Source organism: Geobacillus vulcani PSS1, assembly GCF_000733845.1.
GTDB classification, from domain to species: Bacteria; Bacillota; Bacilli; order Bacillales; family Anoxybacillaceae; genus Geobacillus; species Geobacillus vulcani.
Genome location: NZ_JPOI01000001.1, coordinates 2717136 through 2732006, shown reverse-complemented (window position 1 = coordinate 2732006; position 14871 = coordinate 2717136). Strand labels below are relative to the sequence as shown.

Annotated in this window: 17 protein-coding genes and 1 pseudogene; 13 read left to right on the top strand and 5 right to left on the bottom strand. The window is 47.1% G+C overall.

Annotated features, from left to right (window positions below):
- Window positions 1–170: 170 nt before the first annotated feature.
- Both uvsE and N685_RS0114625 read left to right on the top strand, forming a co-directional pair.
- Window positions 171–1136: a UV DNA damage repair endonuclease UvsE gene (uvsE, locus tag N685_RS0114635; RefSeq protein WP_031409547.1), complete on the top strand. Its 966-nt coding sequence runs from the start codon at window positions 171–173 to the stop codon at window positions 1134–1136.
- Between the two features lie 247 nt (window positions 1137–1383).
- Window positions 1384–2334, top strand: coding sequence for an SDR family NAD(P)-dependent oxidoreductase (locus N685_RS0114625; protein ID WP_031409544.1), 951 nt, complete (start codon window positions 1384–1386; stop codon window positions 2332–2334).
- A 96-nt stretch (window positions 2335–2430) separates the two neighbouring features.
- Here N685_RS0114625 and N685_RS0114620 read toward each other — a convergent pair whose 3' ends face one another.
- Window positions 2431–3663 carry an MFS transporter gene (locus tag N685_RS0114620; protein ID WP_031409542.1) on the bottom strand — a complete coding sequence of 411 codons (1233 nt, stop codon included), beginning with the start codon at window positions 3661–3663 and terminating at the stop codon, window positions 2431–2433.
- 362 nt (window positions 3664–4025) lie between these two features.
- Here N685_RS0114620 and katG point away from each other — a divergent pair, with 362 nt between their 5' ends.
- Both katG and N685_RS0114610 read left to right on the top strand, forming a co-directional pair.
- On the top strand, window positions 4026–6236 hold the full coding sequence (gene katG / locus N685_RS0114615) for a catalase/peroxidase HPI (RefSeq protein WP_031409540.1): 2211 nt from the start codon (window positions 4026–4028) through the stop codon (window positions 6234–6236).
- 196 nt (window positions 6237–6432) lie between these two features.
- Window positions 6433–6858 carry an NUDIX hydrolase gene (locus N685_RS0114610; RefSeq protein WP_031409538.1) on the top strand — a complete coding sequence of 142 codons (426 nt, stop codon included), beginning with the start codon at window positions 6433–6435 and terminating at the stop codon, window positions 6856–6858.
- Between the two features lie 42 nt (window positions 6859–6900).
- On the opposite strand, the gene N685_RS18480 is transcribed toward N685_RS0114610, so the two are convergent.
- The 4 genes from N685_RS18480 to N685_RS0114590 form a co-directional block, all read right to left on the bottom strand.
- Window positions 6901–7533: an ABC transporter permease gene (locus N685_RS18480; RefSeq protein ID WP_237746951.1), complete on the bottom strand. Its 633-nt coding sequence runs from the start codon at window positions 7531–7533 to the stop codon at window positions 6901–6903.
- A 297-nt stretch (window positions 7534–7830) separates the two neighbouring features.
- Window positions 7831–8571, bottom strand: coding sequence for an ABC transporter ATP-binding protein (locus tag N685_RS0114600; RefSeq protein ID WP_031409536.1), 741 nt, complete (start codon window positions 8569–8571; stop codon window positions 7831–7833).
- 168 nt (window positions 8572–8739) lie between these two features.
- Window positions 8740–8985: a hypothetical protein gene (locus tag N685_RS0114595; protein WP_031409534.1), complete on the bottom strand. Its 246-nt coding sequence runs from the start codon at window positions 8983–8985 to the stop codon at window positions 8740–8742.
- A gap of 84 nt (window positions 8986–9069) precedes the next feature.
- On the bottom strand, window positions 9070–9519 hold the full coding sequence (locus N685_RS0114590; protein WP_031409532.1) for a MarR family winged helix-turn-helix transcriptional regulator: 450 nt from the start codon (window positions 9517–9519) through the stop codon (window positions 9070–9072).
- Between the two features lie 159 nt (window positions 9520–9678).
- On the opposite strand from N685_RS0114590, the gene N685_RS0114585 reads away from it, so the two are divergent.
- The 9 genes and pseudogenes from N685_RS0114585 to N685_RS19160 all read left to right on the top strand — a co-directional run bounded on the left by N685_RS0114585 (window position 9679) and on the right by N685_RS19160 (window position 14837).
- Complete coding sequence (locus N685_RS0114585) at window positions 9679–10101, top strand: NUDIX hydrolase (RefSeq protein WP_031409530.1); 423 nt, start codon at window positions 9679–9681, stop codon at window positions 10099–10101.
- A 22-nt stretch (window positions 10102–10123) separates the two neighbouring features.
- Window positions 10124–10288 (top strand): DUF4083 family protein, encoded by a 165-nt coding sequence (locus tag N685_RS19685; protein ID WP_156961398.1) that lies wholly within the window; start codon window positions 10124–10126, stop codon window positions 10286–10288.
- Window positions 10289–10322: 34 nt separating this feature from the next.
- Window positions 10323–10736, top strand: coding sequence for a hypothetical protein (locus N685_RS0114575; protein WP_033842352.1), 414 nt, complete (start codon window positions 10323–10325; stop codon window positions 10734–10736).
- Complete coding sequence (locus N685_RS0114570; protein ID WP_031409527.1) at window positions 10705–11337, top strand: YdeI/OmpD-associated family protein; 633 nt, start codon at window positions 10705–10707, stop codon at window positions 11335–11337. The genes N685_RS0114575 and N685_RS0114570 overlap by 32 nt, the downstream gene beginning before the upstream one ends.
- A 175-nt stretch (window positions 11338–11512) precedes the next feature.
- The gene (locus N685_RS0114565; protein WP_031409525.1) at window positions 11513–11983 is read left to right on the top strand and encodes a GNAT family N-acetyltransferase; all 471 of its coding nucleotides are present in this window, start codon (window positions 11513–11515) and stop codon (window positions 11981–11983) included.
- Window positions 11959–12399: pseudogene (locus N685_RS0114560) on the top strand (UPF0236 family transposase-like protein); the annotation flags it as partial. The gene N685_RS0114565 and the pseudogene N685_RS0114560, both read left to right, overlap by 25 nt.
- A gap of 228 nt (window positions 12400–12627) precedes the next feature.
- Window positions 12628–13026, top strand: coding sequence for an IS200/IS605 family transposase (gene tnpA / locus N685_RS0114555; RefSeq protein ID WP_031409521.1), 399 nt, complete (start codon window positions 12628–12630; stop codon window positions 13024–13026).
- Between the two features lie 11 nt (window positions 13027–13037).
- A complete protein-coding gene (locus N685_RS0114550) occupies window positions 13038–14153 on the top strand; it encodes an RNA-guided endonuclease TnpB family protein (RefSeq protein ID WP_031409519.1) in 1116 nt (371 codons plus the stop codon).
- 543 nt (window positions 14154–14696) lie between these two features.
- A complete protein-coding gene (locus N685_RS19160; protein ID WP_071880190.1) occupies window positions 14697–14837 on the top strand; it encodes a YrzI family small protein in 141 nt (46 codons plus the stop codon).
- Window positions 14838–14871 lie beyond the last annotated feature (34 nt).

Here is a 14871-nt window from a genome sequence, read left to right as displayed (position 1 = left end):
CTGTATGGTTTGATTTATCTTATTGAATTGTGTTTAGAATAGCTTGTACGATTGCCCTTGCTCATGTGTCATTGTGTCGGCTCTTGAAAAAGGGGGGTCGTTCATAGACAGCGGTCAGGTCGGGTATACTAACCAGCGGCAATCGATGGATAGAACGGAGGAACATTGTTATGACCGTCGTCCGGCTCGGCTATGCCGCTATGAGCGTGCATGTCCCTCATTGCTCTCCCTCTCAAACGATGACCGCGGCGCAATTTCGCGCCATTCGCGATCGCGAGGCGGCGATTCGCAAGCTTGAGCGGATCGCTATCTCCAATGTCGAAAACTGCCTTCGCTTGCTCAAACATAACAAGGCGCATGACATCCATTTTTTCCGTCTCAGTTCGCGGCTTATTCCGCTTGCCAATCATCCAGAGCTAGACGGGTGGGATTATCTCGCTCCGATCCGTGAAGCGTTGCGATCGATCGCGCTGTTTTTGCGTGAGTATCCGATGCGGCTTGATTTCCACCCAGAGCATTTTGTTGTGCTGAATTCCCCTGATGCCGATGTGTTTCGCACTTCATTGCGCACGCTGCATCTGCATCGAGAACTGTTGCGCGGAATGGGGATTGACGTAGAACACCGCTGCGTGCTCCATCTTGGCGGCGGGTATGGCGACAAAGAAAAGGCGTTGGAGCAACTGATCCATAATTGGGCGTACATCCCCGCCCCGTTGCAGCGAATGATCATGTTTGAAAATGATGATACGGTGTTTACACTGCGCGATGCTCTCTATGCATGCGAAAAACTCGGCGTGCCGCTCGTTTTTGATTTGCACCACCATCTCGCCAATCACGACGAAGAAGACTGGCGGCCAGACTGGGAACGGATCGTGGCGACATGGCGCCACTCGCCGTTGCCGATGAAAATGCATCTCTCAAGCCCAAAAAGCGACAGACAGTTCCGCGCCCATCACGATTTTATCGATGCTGAGATGTTCATCCGCTTTTTGCAGGAAGTCAAAGGCACCGTTCGGCAGCTTGACTGCATGATCGAAGCGAAACAAAAAGATGAGGCGTTGTTTCAGCTTGTGCGCGACCTCAAGCGCTATGACGAAATAGAGTGGATGGATGGAGCGAGCTTTTATGTGAAGTGACAAGGATTGTGACGATCATCATCCAGACCGCGAGCCATACGCACTTTTTTATATGTTCCAATAAAATATCGACTGGGCCGTGAAAGGAATAAGGAAGGAAGATGGCGAATATAACACACAATGGGGGAATAGGCGATCAAAAGAGTTTTTTAGAGAAAGAGGCATGGGCCAAACGATGGCATGAGACATTGATGGTCTCGTGTGGAGATCATGAAACAGTGGCCCAGGGTGAAAGGGGCGCAAACGTGTGAGAAAAGCGGTCGTGCTTGGCGCATCAGGCGGAATGGGCTATGCCCTCGTTCAGGAGCTCGCATCAAGAGGAATCCCTGTCAGGGCCTTTGCCCGTTCACAGGATAAGATGCAGCAGAGGTTTGGAACAATGAAGGACGTGGAAATTTGTTTAGGAGATGTGTTTCGCGAGGATGACCTGAACAAGGCATGCAAAGATGTCGATGTGATCTTTCATGCGATTAACATCCCCTATCCGGAATGGCCTAAAGGTCATCCGATCATCATGAAAAATGTGCTGAAGGCAGCGGAAGGAAGCGGGGCGAAGATTGTTTTCATCGACAACATTTATGCTTATGGGCGCAGCCCAGGGAGGAAGGTAACAGAAGATACCCCGAAAAACCCCCATACTAGGAAAGGAAAAATTCGCTTGCAACTGAATAAGATGCTTGTAGAAGCGCATCAGAGAGGAGTGCCGACTCTTATTTGCCATTTTCCTGATTTTTATGGACCTAACGCCGAAAATACCTTGATGCACTTCACCTTGCAAGGCATGCTTTCCGGGCGAAACGCGCAATATGTCGGTCGTATGGATGTGAAGCGGGAATTTATCTATACCCCGGATGGAGCCAAAGCGGCAGTCGAACTCTCTCTTCGCGGCTCCGCATATGGAAGTCATTGGAATATTCCCGCTTGTGATGTCATTTCCGGGCACGAAATCGTTGAAATCGCAAGAAGAGCCACCGGATATTCCAAGAAAGTCGCTACAGTGGGCAAAGGCATGATCGCCTTTTTAGGGCTTTTTCATAAAGGAATGAGAGAAATGGTGGAGATGATGTATCTAAATGAGGAACCCGTGGTGCTGAGCGGGGAAAAATACGAGCGGGAAATCGGGCCCGTGCCCAGAACCCCGTATGAAGAAGGAATTCAACGAACGATCGAACATATGAAAAAGAAAGAGCGGTCATGAAGGTAGAGAAGCCATTTACCGATGACGGTTGGAAACCTTGGTGTCAACAACATCAGCTGCCCGAACGCCAATGACCGAGCAGCTGATGCTTCTGTCTTACCATGATTTTGTCTTCGCTGGCTGCAGCATCCGAAACATCGGCAGCATGACGACGATGCCAACCACAAACAAGGCGGCCGAGATTTGATAGATCACAACGAGAGAAAGCCATTCTTTTAGCATCCCCGCCAAGCTCATCGTTGTGACCATTGCCCCCATGAACAGCGGGGTCAAAATGCCGTTGACCCGGCCAATAAACGCTGCTTCCGTATGGCTCATCACAATCGTGTTAATGCCGATATGCAGCGCCGGCATGAAAAAGCCAGCGATAAACTCGGCCAATAAGGTAAGCCAAAACAGCGTTGACCACCCCATGACAAAAATGCCGACGGCAAGGCTCCCCATTCCGAGCATCAGCAAAACGTGAGGTCCGATTCGATGGGAGAGGGCCATCGCCATGCCGCCGCCGATCATCATCGCTGCCCCGTGGGCGGCAAACAGCCATTGCAAATCGCTTTCTTCCATCCCGAGCCGCTCCGTGACAAGAAATACGGCCAATGGTTGAATCAAGCCCATCGCGAATCCCGCGGCCATAAACCCGCCACCGAGTGTGAGGAGGATTTTGCGCGACCATACATAGCGAAAGCCCTGCTTCATCTCCTCCCATAAAGAGGTCGTGTTCCCAGCGCGCTCTTCAGTCCGGTCCGGCGGCAACAGCGTCAAGATCAGAGCGGATGCCAAAAAGCAAAATCCGACCATCGCCATGGAAACGTAGATGCCGAATTGTTGGAAGATGAATGTCCCCATAATGGGACCGATGACGACGAAAATGGCCATCATTGTCTGAAACAGCGACATGCCCCCTTGCATTTGTTCGCTTGGAACATGCACCTTAAATAGTTTCATCCCTGAAGGCTGTGAAAATTGGGATAAAACCGCTGAAACGAAGGTCGCAAGAAACACCATCTTCCATGTGCCAAACAAAAGTGCGAGCAGGATCGCAAAAATGGAGAGTGCGCTGAAAAGATCGCACCAAATCATCGTCCGCTTCGGACGCCATCGGTCGGCAAACGTTCCGCCGATAAAAGAAAAGATAAAAATAGGGGCGAACTCAGCCACTGAAATGAGCGAGACAGCCAGCGCATCACCATTTGTTTTCTCGGTCACAAACAATAAAACGGCAAAATTGCGAATCCAAATGCCGATTTGAATAAATAGCCCGGCTGTCATAATGGTTTGAATAAACCGGTTCCGCAAAAGCGAAACCATGGATGGACTAGTTGCTGCCATGGCAGTTTATTTCCTCCTTCCTGTGAAACGCTCTCATCTCATGCTGCTTCATCCTAAGCTTCTGTCATTCATTCAGCATCAATACAAACTACAACACCGAATATATGTTCCTGTTCTTGTATTATCTTTGATCAGGAGAAATTTGTCAAGACTTAAATTTCCTTTATTGAGAATGGTCCATCTTCATGGAATGGGATGTTGTGGTCAAATATAGAAAGATTTTATACTAAAAAATAATTTTTATACTTTACTATTAAATATTAATTTATTATAATTTTAATGTGCTAGTAATTATCAATATTCGTTGCCAAGACAGCCGCGAGGAAGGCATGATGAAATTTGAATAGGAAGGGGAAGAGAAAATGGAGCATCAACATCCACAACAGGCTTCGAAATGCCCGTACCACGGGAGCATCACCAATCAATCTTCCAATCGGACAACGAACAAAGACTGGTGGCCGAATCAGCTGAATGTAAGCATTCTTCACCAGCACGACCGGAAGACGAACCCTCATGATGAAGATTTTGATTACGCGCAAGAATTTGCAAAGCTGGACTACTGGGCGTTAAAAGAAGATTTGCGGAAACTGATGACCGAAAGCCAAGACTGGTGGCCGGCCGACTATGGCCATTACGGGCCGTTAATGATCCGCATGGCTTGGCATTCGGCAGGGACGTATCGCATCGGCGACGGCCGCGGTGGCGCGTCGACAGGCACGCAGCGCTTTGCGCCGTTAAACAGCTGGCCGGACAACGCCAACTTGGATAAAGCGCGTCGGCTGTTATGGCCGATCAAAAAGAAATACGGGAACAAAATCTCTTGGGCCGATTTGTTCATTTTGGCAGGCAATGTCGCCATTGAATCGATGGGCGGAAAAACGATCGGGTTTGGCGGCGGCCGCGTTGACGTCTGGCATCCGGAAGAAGACGTGTATTGGGGATCGGAAAAAGAGTGGCTCGCCTCTGAACGCTATTCCGGCGATCGCGAGCTCGAAAACCCGCTTGCCGCGGTGCAAATGGGGTTAATCTACGTCAACCCAGAAGGGCCGGACGGCAAGCCGGATCCGAAAGCAGCGGCGCGCGATATCCGCGAGACGTTCCGCCGCATGGGGATGAACGATGAAGAAACGGTCGCCTTGATCGCCGGCGGTCATACGTTCGGAAAAGCGCACGGCGCCGGCCCCGCCACGCACGTCGGTCCTGAGCCGGAAGCCGCCCCGATTGAAGCGCAAGGGCTGGGATGGATCAGCTCTTACGGAAAAGGGAAAGGGAGCGATACGATCACAAGCGGCATTGAAGGCGCCTGGACGCCGACGCCAACCCAGTGGGATACCTCGTACTTTGACATGCTGTTTGGCTATGACTGGTGGCTGACGAAGAGCCCGGCCGGAGCATGGCAATGGATGGCGGTCGACCCGGATGAAAACGACTTGGCGCCGGATGCCGAGAACCCGTCGAAAAAAGTGCCGACGATGATGATGACGACCGATTTGGCGCTGCGGTTTGACCCGGAATACGAAAAAATCGCCCGCCGGTTCCACCAAAACCCGGAAGAATTCGCCGAGGCATTCGCCCGGGCGTGGTTCAAGCTCACCCATAGAGATATGGGGCCGAAAACGAGATATCTCGGTCCGGAAGTTCCGGAAGAAGACTTCATTTGGCAAGACCCGATTCCAGAAGTCGATTACGAACTGACAGAAGCGGAGATCGAAGAAATCAAAGCGAAAATTTTGAACTCCGGGCTGACCGTCAGCGAGTTGGTCAAAACGGCTTGGGCCTCAGCCAGCACGTTCCGCCATTCCGACAAACGCGGCGGAGCCAACGGCGCCCGCATCCGTCTCGCCCCGCAAAAAGACTGGGAAGTGAACGAACCGGAGCGGCTCGCCAACGTGCTGTCCGTCTACGAGGACATCCAACGCGAACTGCCGAAAAAAGTAAGCATCGCCGACTTGATCGTCCTCGGCGGCAGCGCTGCGGTCGAAAAAGCGGCCCGCGACGCTGGTTTTGACGTCAAAGTGCCATTTTTCCCTGGCCGCGGCGATGCGACGCAAGAACAAACGGACGTCGAAAGCTTTGCCGTATTAGAACCGTTTGCGGACGGCTTCCGCAACTATCAAAAACAAGAATACAGCGTCCCGCCGGAAGAACTGCTCATCGACAAAGCCCAGCTCCTTGGGCTGACGGGTCCAGAAATGACGGTCTTAATTGGCGGCTTGCGCGTGTTGGGCGCGAACTATCGCGATTTGCCCCACGGCGTGTTTACCGATCGCATCGGGGTGCTGACCAACGACTTCTTCGTCAACCTGTTGGATATGGACTATGAATGGGTGCCGACCGACGGCGGCATTTACGAAATCCGCGACCGGAAAACCGGCCAAGTGCGGTGGACAGCGACCCGGGTCGATCTCATTTTCGGATCGAACTCCATCCTCCGCTCTTACGCCGAATTTTACGCCCAAGACGACAACCAAGAAAAATTCGTCCGCGATTTCATCAACGCGTGGGTGAAAGTCATGAACGCCGACCGCTTCGATCTGGTGAAAAAAGCAAGAGAATCGGTCGCCGCTCGATAATGAAACAACAAGGCAGGGGGAGAGGGATTCCCTCTGCCTTGTTTTTGCGGCATACAAAACCGCTCGATAGGCAGCGCCGCTCTCCCCACCGGAAAAACCGATAGGGGGGAAGGGATAGAGGAAATATGGTGAAATATGATAAAATGATACGAATGAGTCGATCAAAACGATCATCGATATAGGGGGGCAGCCTTTTATGAAGATACGCCAATGTTCTAGAGCCGTGATCATTAATGAACGGAATGAAATTCTTCTTCAGCGATTTGAATTTCGCGATGTGGTAGGAAACAAGGTGTTATGGGTGACTCCAGGGGGAGGAATTGAAGAAAATGAGACCCCGGCGGAAGCGTTAAAAAGAGAGTTATACGAAGAGCTAGGCATTGTTGTCAACCTTGTCGGCGAACCCCTATTTCAACTCGATGTATGGATCGATGGGAAACAAGGTCCTTTTGTTAGTCGAGAGATTTATTACAAAATCACGATTCCATCGGATACGAGATTATCGTTCGAAAATATGACGAAAGACGAAAAGGATGCATGGCAACAGGTAAAATGGTGGAGCAAGGAAGAATTGCAGAGCATCGATGATTTTGCACCGCGTGAGATATTGAATTACATATAAGAACCGATCAGCTGTGGGGGCCGCTTCAACCTGTCTTTTTCGTTATACGTAGCTTCCTATTTTTCCGTTCTTCCTCGCCCAGTTCCATTGTTGTCTTAAGACGAATGAGCCGATGGCGAGCCACAATAGCGAGACGCCGAACGCGGGAAAGAACACGCGCCATCCTGCGCCCATTCCTTGTACAGCCCAAGAAAGAGGAGAAAGGGCGTTGAGAATATGAAAGGCGGCTGGTAATCGATTCGAAGATAGAAAAAACCCTGAGAAGATTAATAAATAGTAAAGAAGCACCTCAGTAACGGCCCCGACTTGCTTTAAGCGGAGTGACAGTCCTAAAATGAACACGCCGATCCCGGTCATGCCGATTAGACTCACTCCACCAAATACGACGATTTCCGTTACGATGGACAATGCTCCCGAAACAATTTCAGAAAATCCAATGATCAAGGCGGCACAAAGGAAAAAAAGCGCCACCCACGCGAACGACAACGCGACTTCCGCGACCACCACGCCGATCAAAATTTGCCATGGAGGAGTCTTCGTTGAAAGCACTTGCTCTGCGGTGCCAAGATACGCTTCTTCGATTGCGCTGTTGCCAAGCTTTGCGATCAAATGAGCGCTTAAGTACCAAAGGCTGAAACCGGCTAGCTTGACCGCCGCCTCTTTTCCCGTCTGGATGGGGCTTGCGTACAGTGTGCCGAAAAAAAGACAAATTTAATAATCAGCCCAACAGTAAAATCGAACCAATATCGGCGATACTCTGCTCTTTTTTTCAAAAACGACGCCGATACAACACGAAAAATTTGCCGGAGCAATCACCCCACCTCCCTAAACGACATGGCGGATTTGCCGAATCAAAGAAGACTTGATTTAGTAAGGTTTGTCTATTTTTGTTTGGTTCCCAATGGATGTTCGTGAATTTGCGCATCGACAGTATCTGAAAAACAATAAATACTGCAAAGCGGTCTCCATTATTCAATCACCAGCCTCCAGGGAGAATTGATAGGAACGAATCGCCGCTAAAAAATGGGTTTCCAGGTCAGCTGGAGTTGAAAAATGTTCCTTTGTTCCCCGCCAAATGATGGTTCCATCTTTGATAAAAACAAATTGATTTCCGACGGCGTGGGCAAACGGAATGTCATGGGTTGTAATGAGGACGGCGTTCCACCAGTTGTGTTTTTCCGTCAACAGCGCTCGAATATGATGCTGCGACTCAACATCAAGGCCAAGAGTCGGCTCATCAAGGAACAAAAACGGCGCTCCTTTCATTAAGGCGATCGCAAACGCCAATTTTTGTTTCATCCCTCGCGAAAGGGCTTGGGCCAGACGATCCGCGTAGGGGGTCAGATTCAACATGGCCATGATTTGTTCGGCCCTTCGCTTCGCTTCGTAACGGCTCCACTTGTTTAGCAAACCAAAATACAAGAGATTTTCAAAGACATTTAAATATGAATAGGAGTTGTCGGCTTCTTCAAACACGACCGCAATCGACTCGCGCGCACCATTCGGATTGCGGACAACATCTACCCCATTTACATAAATACGGCCGCTGTCCGGTGCAGTAAGCCCGATGATGCACTTTATTAAGGTCGTCTTCCCAGCCCCATTTGGCCCTAAAAGAATGAGCCGATCTCCGTCATTCAGCTCGAGAGAGAGATCGCGCAACACGTGGCGGTGAGGCGGATAGATTTTGTTGACATTTTGCACGACGATCATCTTTGCCTAGTCCTTTCAACTGAATAAACGAAAAGGTCTTTAGTAGCCTGTCTCTGCGTGGAGCTATACAAAGCTTGATTTTCCGTTTTTGGTTATAATTATAAAATAAAAAAGAAGAATGTAAATATTGAAAAATGATCACCTCCATCTGCGTGAGCAATGAATCCACTAAAGGGGGCGGTGGTTTCGTCCAAAATCGTGCTGTTCCATCTCTTTCCATGAACGCTTGATCCGACCGATCATCATTCGATAAACAACGGCTAAATAGAGCGGAAAAACGATGGTAAGCGACAATAAAACAGACGCATTTTCTAAAGCATGACCATGTTTTCGCACCGCTAGATAAAGAACAGACAGAGCGAACAGAGACGCCGCTATAAACTGCATATAACGACTGTTTCGTATTCGATGCATCAGATTCCTCTCCCTTATTAGTTTAATAAAATTAATTATTAAATAAACTTAAATATTCGACAGACCTTCCCCAATGGAGAAGGGTTACGACCGATGCGCCTCCATGATGATGGTATAGAGTTTATCGTTAATTTCTTTCAGCTTTTCCAAGTCCTCGCGCTGAAGTTTTCCATAATATTTTTCCATTAAGCGCAATTCCACTTCGTCCATTTTGTCATGATATGTTTGACCCGCTTGATCTAAGCGGACGATGATTTCACGGCGGTCGGTTGGATTGATGTCTCGGCGAACATACGCTTTTTCCTCCAGCTTTCGAACGAGCTGGCTGGCGGCGCTTGGAGTTATGGAAAAGAACTGGGCGATTTCGTTGATCGTCATGGTTTGATGCCTCAATATCTCCAGCAGCATCACTTGCCTTTGGGTTAGCTCTTGATACTCAGCGCCGAGCATGGCGCGAATCTCTTGCAATAAAAACGCGGTCACCGCATCGTTTTTTTCTTTAATGGCCTGATACAATGCTTTTAAATCGTCCATCGGACATCCCTTTCTTGATGATGAGTCTACCTATATTATAAACCAATTTAAATATTTAAGTAAAATTAAATTTTAACATATCTGTTTTTTCTTGATCTGTTCAATTCAACCATATAGAGTATTGTGTAGAGGGCAAAATCTAGAAGAAGGGGACTGCGGATGGAACATCGAAAGAACATCGTTGTCGTTTTGAAAGGGTTGATCTTACATAAAGGGACCGTGCTAGTCGTCCAGCGCGCGCCTGATGATGAAGTAGGCGGCGGAACATGGGAGCTGGTCGGAGGGGGGATGCGATTTGGTGAGGAGTTAGAAGCTGCGCTCATTCGCGAAATTGAAGAAGAAGTTGGGTTGACGGTGACGGTGGAGAAAGTTTTATACGCTGCGACGTTCCAAACCCATCCGACGCGGCAAGTCGTCATCTTGACGTATTTATGCACAAGCGAGCAGCACGAGGTCATCCTTTCGAAAGAACATATCCACTATTGCTGGGCGACAAAGGATGAAGCGCGTCAACTGCTGCCCCCGGCGATTGTATACGATTTTGAAAAAAACGGCGTGTTTTCGTTAGCGGAATGGAGGTAAAGAATGCTTCAGAAAAAATGGATTGGGGGTCGCTCGTTCGCTCGCGTTGCTTGCGGCCTTTGTTAGTGAGGTCTTTTTCTTCGTGAAATCTTTAGCGGCCAAAGGCGATTCGCATAAAAGCATGGAGCGGATTGAAGAGAAATTGGACAAAATGATTGAGCGGTTAGAGAGGCAAACGAATGAATAATGTGGATGATTCAAAACAAAAGTGAGGTTCGGATATGAAGACGGTTAGCCAAGAAATCCAAGATTTGTCCATTCAATCCTTGGAGTCAACTGTTCATAAACTTTCAAACGCTTATAAGAACATGGCAGAAAAAGGTTCAAACACAACTCTTGTCAAAAAGAGACTAAACGCAGTAAAAATTGGTTTAGAAAGCCTAAAAGGCGCTTGGCATGGGGAAGACTTTTGCTATGGCGAGGAAATCATAATGACTTCTAAAGAAACTCTACAAGGCATCATTCCATCTATCGAAAAACAGATAGCAAAGGCAAAAGAAGGCAGTTCTCAAAAAACATTAAATGAGCGTCGTTTAACTGCGCTAAAACTCGCAATCGAATCTTTGGAGAATCGTCTTACTATTCTACGGGGGGAGAATGATGATGAAAAACAGTCAAATGAATCCCAACGTTGATCAATATTTAGCCGGAGGCTGTGGACGCTGTCCGCTAGCGAGTACTCCCGATTGTAAAGTAAACAAATGGCCGGCAGAATTAAGAGCATTGCGAGCAATCGTTCTTGAATGCGGATTGACAGAAGAAGTGAAATGGGGAATTCCCTGTTACACCTTCCAAAAGAGGAATGTCGTAACAATCAGTGCTTTCAATGAATATTGTGCACTTAGTTTTTTCAAAGGCGCCTTGTTAAAAGATGACCATCACATTCTAGAAAAGCCTGGGGAGAATACGCAAGCTGCACGACGCATTCGGTTTACAAATGTCCAACAAATCATCGAGCTTGAACCTGTGTTGAAAGCATATATTAACGAAGCCATGGAAATTGAAAAAGCGGGCTTAAAAGTGGAGTTCAAAAAGAGTCCAGAGCCAATTCCTGAAGAGCTTCAAAAAAAATTCGCCGAAATGCCGGCCTTACAAACAGCATTTGAATCGCTGACACCGGGACGACAAAGAGCGTACATCCTTTATTTTTCCGGAGCGAAACAATCGAAAACGCGCGAAGCGAGAATTGAAAAGTATATCCAGCGCATTCTTGACGGCAAAGGATTGCATGATTAACACTCTGCCCGCAGAAACGCCATTGCCACAAACGCGTTATGGGAGAGTAAGAGAAGGTTGGGAGGACATTCTCTTTTCATGAAAACCATTCATCTACCATTAAACAAAATTGATGATGTCACTTGAAAGGGAATACCTATGGTTTTCGGTGTTGCCCCCGAGGAGGACTCAATGCATGGAAATTAGAAAACCGAACGATGCGGAATATAAAAAGATTTTATCACTTTCACCGCAAGCATTATTTGAAGGTACATTAGGCGAAGCAAAACTGTCGGACGAAAAAATCAAACAACAGATTGAAGCATTATTGCAGAAAGGAAGTGAGTATTTCATCGCCACGGAAGGCGATCATCTCATGGGTTGGATTCTGATCGGAACAAAGGAAGACCAACTGACGGAAAGGATATATGGATTTATTTATGAATTGTTTGTGTTAGAGGAGTTCAGGGGAAATGGCATTTCCAAACGGTTGTTAGAGGCTGGCATCGAACATCTTAAACGAGAGGGGTATTCAGAGGTTCGCTTAAGTGTATATGCAGGAAATCAAGCGATAAAACTATACGAAAAACTAGGATTCACCTATCGAACGATTACAATGAGCATGAACATCCCCCGCTTTTCAAAGAACAGCAGTTGGCCGAAATGATCCGCCGGATCGAGTCGATGCCAGGATGCATCCGGGACGATCGGGAGTGGCTGTCGGCGCAAGGGGTGGAGACGGCCGGCATGCGTCCGATGGGCCACGCCGAGAGCGTGATGAGCCGGTTCGCGTACCGGGTGAAATCCCGCCGCAGCTGGAAAGACCAAGGACTTTGGGCGTTTCTGAAAGCGATGGTGGCCCGAATCGACGGAATATGGCGGAGAAAGGGGCAGTTGGAGGAGGAAGAGCCCCAGAGGGCAGCCTCAGCCCCGACGAAGCCCGAGCGGATCGAACAGGCCAAACGGAAGGCAGGGCGGTTGTTGGCGGAGGTGATGCGCCAGAACATCCCGTGTCTTCAGCGGTCATCGGGGACGCCGATCTACCAAGCGTTGTCGGCGCTTCGGGACGGTGGTTGGATGTAAAAAATGGATAGAACAAAAATCATCTCAAGATAAGGGATGAGAGTCCGAAAGCGCTTACGATATCAATTCCTAAAAATGGTCTATCAACCGGTGATTGACAACGCCCGTAGTAGACCGAAAAAATGTTCTCCACAAAGTCTTGACTGACTCGGGAGATGAATGTCGGTTGGCGTTAGCCAAAGATTTTGGTATAATCAGTCTTAAATATATAAAAGGATTGATATATCAATGAAATTGGATAGTAATAATCATTCAGTATTCTTATTGTATTATCATCTTGTATTAGTTGTAAAGTATCGCAGAGAAGTATTCACCGATGAAGTATCTGATTTTGCCAAAGATATGTTTATAAAGATTGGGAAAAAATATAACATCACTTTGATAGAGTGGAATCACGATAAGGATCATATCCACATTCTATTCAAGGCACATCCTAATTCTGAATTGTCAAAGTTTATCAATGCCTATAAGAGTGCGAGTTCTCGACTGATAAAGAAAAACTTTCCTCATGTCCGAAAAAGACTCTGGAAAGAAATGTTTTGGTCAAGAAGTTTTTGTCTTCTTACAACAGGCGGTGCACCAATTGCTGTCATAAAAAAATACATTGAAAATCAGGGTCGGAATTGAGGTGATTTGATATGACCAAGCAAAACAAAGCATTCAAGTTTCGCATATATCCAAATAAAGAACAGAAAGAGTTATTGGCAAAAACGTTTGGTTGTGTTCGTTTTGTCTACAATAAGATGCTGGCAGAACGTAAAGAACTATATGAGAAGTTCAAAGACGATAAGGAAACGCTTAAAAAGCAAAAGTTCCCGACACCAGCAAAATATAAGGAAGAATTCCCGTTTCTAAAAGAGGTGGATTCTTTAGCTTTAGCAAACGCACAGCTCCATTTGCAAAATGCTTATAAGAACTTTTTTGAAGGTCGTGCGGAGTTCCCTAAATTCAAAAGAAAAAAACACAAGCAATCCTATACAACCAATATGGTCAACGGAAATATTAAGATTGAAGATGGTCATATCCAATTACCAAAGTTCAAAAAGCCGATGAAAATGAAGCAACATAGAGAAATCCCTGCTGAGTACAAAATCAAATCTTGCACCATTTCTAAAACAAAGACAGGGAAATACTATATTTCGATTTTGACGGAATACGAGAAAGATATTCGTCCAGTGAAAATCCAGAAAGTTGTCGGTTTGGATTTTGCAATGGATGGGCTATATGTCGAAAGTGAACAGGGTGAGAAAGCCAATTACCCACGTTATTATCGGCAAGCGTTAGACAAATTAGCAAAAGCACAACGAATTCTTTCTCGGCGGAAGAAAGGCTCTGCACGATGGGAAAAGCAACGTCTGAAAGTAGCTAAGCTGCATGAAAAGATAGCGAATCAGCGCAGAAACTTTCTTCATCATAAGTCAAAAGAATTAGCAACCAACTACGACGCTGTGATGATTGAGAACTTAGACATGAAAGGGATGTCTCAAGCCCTCAACTATGGGAAAAGCATTCATGATAACGGCTGGGGCATGTTCACGAGCTTTTTAGAGTACAAGCTAAAAGAACAAGGGAAGCCACTTGTGAAAATTGACAAGTGGTTTCCTTCTACGAAGAAATGTTCATGTTGTGGCAAGGAAAAAGAAATGCCATTATCTGAACGTGTATATAAATGTTCTTGCGGTTTTGTATTAGATCGTGATCATAATTCCGCAATCAATATCAAAAAAAATGAAGGATTGCGCTTATTAGCATAAAGAATAATAACTTCTGGAACAGGAGGGTTAGCTCGGTCCATTTCCCGTCAATAGATGGGATTACCCGAGAAGCCCCCACTTCAAGCAACCCGCAAGGGTGGTAAGTGGAGGGTAGTTCACAGGTTTACCTCAATGATGTGTTTCAGCGGTTATCATAAACAACGCGAAGCGTCAGCGTAGATGGTGGGAGTATGTCACAAAGTTTCATAAAAATCATGAAAAATCATTTACAACTTCACCGTTTTTGGATACAATTGACTTCGTAACATGATTTCGGAAGGAGGATGAACAACATGAAAGCAATGATGAAACGAGCAACACGCACAATTGAACAACGAAAAGCGATTCGACCTTCCGAGTCTGTTACGGCCATTTTATCTTAAACAGCACAGCGAATGCCGCGGGAAGGAGATCGTTTTTTTCCTGCGGCTTTTTTGCGTTTTTGCGCCGCAGGAGTCGCTTTCCTGCGGCTTTTTTCTGCTGTTGCGCCGCGGGAACTCCAGGGAACCCGCGGCTTTTATTTATGAAAGGGGGTGAGGGACGATGACGATCCATTTGTTGTTTGTGACCATTACCATCGAGCGACGGACATGGACGATGGAGGAAATCAAACAGGAGCAGCTCATCCGGCAAGTGGAAGAAGAAATGATGGACCGGAAATGCTCCGTTTACCGATTGTTTTAAGCTTGCAATCTACAATTTTTAAGGGAGGAAGACA